Consider the following 2,721-nt stretch of genomic DNA (forward strand, 5'->3'; position numbering starts at 1 on the left):
CTAATCAACTGGACCGAGTCTGAACGCGCATTGTGTCGTGGCCGTTTCGCCGCGGCAGCGGTCGGTAACCGTCGGCTCACTGGGCGGCGGGCGTGCGGTGAGGGTCGACCCGCCACCTCGGATGAGTGGGCGACAGCGAGCGGTGAGTGGCCAGGGTGAACTCGTCGTCGACATCTCCCCAGGCCCGTCGCTCGCGGCGGCACCGCCCTGCCGGCGTGGTTAGGCTGCACGACAGATGTCAATGGCCAACAATCCAGCGGACCGGCCCACCCTCGCCGGTCTGCGGGAAAGAGGAACAATGACCGTTGCAACCGCCTCCGTCCGCGCGGTCGGAGTAACGACCTACGGTGGCCCCGACGCCCTGCAGGTCGTGGAAGTCCCCAAACAGGAACTCGGCCCGGCCGAAGTCCGCGTGCGCGTCACCGCCGCGACCATCAACCCCACCGACACCTACACGCGCAACGGCTCCCGCTCGAAGACCGGAACTCCGCGCGGAGCCGCGGACGTCCCCGGCATGGACATCGCCGGAACGCTCGTCGAGATCGGCGAGGGCGCCGACACGTCCCTGTCCGTGGGCGGCCGGGTCATGGGCATCGTGGTCCCCCGCGACGACCACGGTGCGTACCGCGAGGACATCGTCCTGCCCGCCCGGTCGATCACCGCCGCGCCCCGCAATGCCGACGACATCGCCGCGTCGACGCTCCCGATGAACGGCCTCACCGCCCGGCGCGCTCTCGACCTGCTGGCGCTGAAGCCCGGCCAGGTTCTCGCGGTGACCGGGGCGGCGGGCTCGACCGGCGGGTACGTCATCCAGCTGGCCAAGCACGTCGGCCTCATCGTGGTCGCCGACGCGTCCGAGGCGGACGAGGAGCTCGTCCGGTCACTCGGCGCCGATCAGATCGTGCGGCGCGGCGAGGGCGTCGCCGACCGCATCCTCGAGCTCTACCCCGACGGCGTCGACGGCCTCTTCGACGGATCCGTGCAGGAGGCCGCCGTGCTCCCCGCGGTCAAGACCGGCGGTGGGGTCGCGACGGTGCGGTGGTATCGGGGTGACGGAAAGCGCGACCTGCGGGTTCATGCCGTGAGCGTGGTCGACATGGCGGAGGAACAGGAAAAGCTCGACGAGTTGCGGCAGCTGGCCGAGGACGGCGTGGTCACCCTCCGTGTGGCGGACAGCTACGCGCCCGAGGACGCGTGGCGGGCCCACGAACGACTCGAAGCCGGCGGGACTCGGGGGCGGTTGGTCATCGACTTCACGCGGTGACGCGCGGGCGGGGGGCACCGACGGTCGGTAGTCGCCAAACCGCCCGTTGTGCCACCATTTGGATCCCGTCCGACTACTGGACCATGGAGACCTCATGTCTGCACCTCTGCCCTCCCTGGGCCGACTGTCATCCGTCCCTCCTCGAGAGGTTTGGAAGCACGAGGCGCTGTCCTTCACCCCATGGCTCAGAGACAACGTCGATGTCCTGAACGAGGTTCTCGGCATGGACCTCGAGCTCGACGCGGCCGAGCATCCGGTCGGCAGCTTCAGTTTGGACCTAATCGGTCGCGACACCGCCACCGGTACCACGGTCATTGTGGAGAACCAGTTGGAGCAGTCTGACCACTCTCACCTCGGTCAGCTCATCACCTATGCAGCGGGCACTGAGCCCACCACCATCATCTGGATCGCTACTGATTTTCGGCCGGAGCATCGAGCCGCACTCGATTGGCTCAATGAACGAACGGACGAGGAGACACGATTCTTCGGGGTGGTAATCCGAGTCGTGCAGATCGGCGACTCGGAGTATGCGCCTGCCTTCGATCTGGTGGCCCAGCCCAACGACTGGGAGAAGCGCGTTAAGCGCGAAACTCGCCCCGCCTCGGCGAGAGAGTCGGTCTACCGAGAGTTCTGGGAGGCAGTCTTAGAACGCATCCGACAGTCGCACCCCCATTGGACGAATGCGCGGACCACTGGCGGCAATTGGTGCGGGACCTCCTCTGGGGTGCCAAAGGTACTCATATCCATGATCTGGTTCGGAAGCCGGCTGACCCTCCAGCTCTATTTCGAGTCACCGGACCCCGAAACGAACCTGGAGCGCTTCAACGCTCTCCGCAATCGAGCTGACGAGTTCGAAGCCGCCTTTGGTGCGCAACTCGAGTGGGATCCAATGGATGGAAGAAAAGCCGCGAGAATCATTGCCAGCTCGGACTTCAACGACCCCCAGGACCGCGACGCCTGGCCTGCGATGACCGACTGGCTCATTGACGCACAGGTCCGACTCCGCCGAGCGATCGATGCAGTTGGGGGAATCAGCTAGGCGCTGAAGCCACGAACCGATGTTGTCAGCTGATCCGATCGACGCGTGGCTACAGTAACTGAAACGGGTCCGTGATAGTGCCTATGGGCGGTCTCGCTCGCACGGGCCGGCACATTCGGGAGAAAACTACCGGCCTTTGGTTTATAAGTCCGTGCCTCCACCACCTCCATCAAGGGCGCGGAGGACCGGTAGAAGCCCATGATGGGCGCCGATGGCAGATAGGGCCAGATGGTACTTACGGTCCGGCGATTCGGTACCGCGATTCTGACGACTTGGTACTCCTCGGGGCAGCCGGGGTGGTCTGCTCAAGGTAGGCGGCGCGACTGCGCCGTCTGTTCCTATTTGAGGAGGCTGCATGGCCGACTACAAAGCCATCATGACGTTGGCGCTTGCCGGGCATAGCTACAGCGAAATCGGG

2 protein-coding genes are annotated in these 2,721 nt (G+C 65.5%); both read left to right on the top strand.

Annotated features, from left to right (window positions below; all coding sequences use genetic code 11):
• Positions 1 to 298 precede the first annotated feature (298 nt).
• A complete protein-coding gene (locus DPA01S_RS15840; RefSeq protein ID WP_061917865.1) occupies positions 299 to 1,264 on the top strand; it encodes an NADP-dependent oxidoreductase in 966 nt (321 codons plus the stop codon).
• Between the two features lie 223 nt (positions 1,265 to 1,487).
• A complete protein-coding gene (locus DPA01S_RS15845) occupies positions 1,488 to 2,303 on the top strand; it encodes a DUF4268 domain-containing protein (protein ID WP_232303217.1) in 816 nt (271 codons plus the stop codon).
• Positions 2,304 to 2,721 lie beyond the last annotated feature (418 nt).

Source organism: Dietzia papillomatosis NBRC 105045 (assembly GCF_001570845.1).
Lineage (GTDB): Bacteria > Actinomycetota > Actinomycetes > Mycobacteriales > Mycobacteriaceae > Dietzia > Dietzia cinnamea.

Coding starts and splice junctions, on each gene's coding strand:
- DPA01S_RS15840 (WP_061917865.1), top strand. CDS start 299: ATGACCGTTGCAACCGCCTCCGTCCGCGCGGTCGGAGTAACGACCTAC.
- DPA01S_RS15845 (WP_232303217.1), top strand. CDS start 1,488: ATGGACCTCGAGCTCGACGCGGCCGAGCATCCGGTCGGCAGCTTCAGT.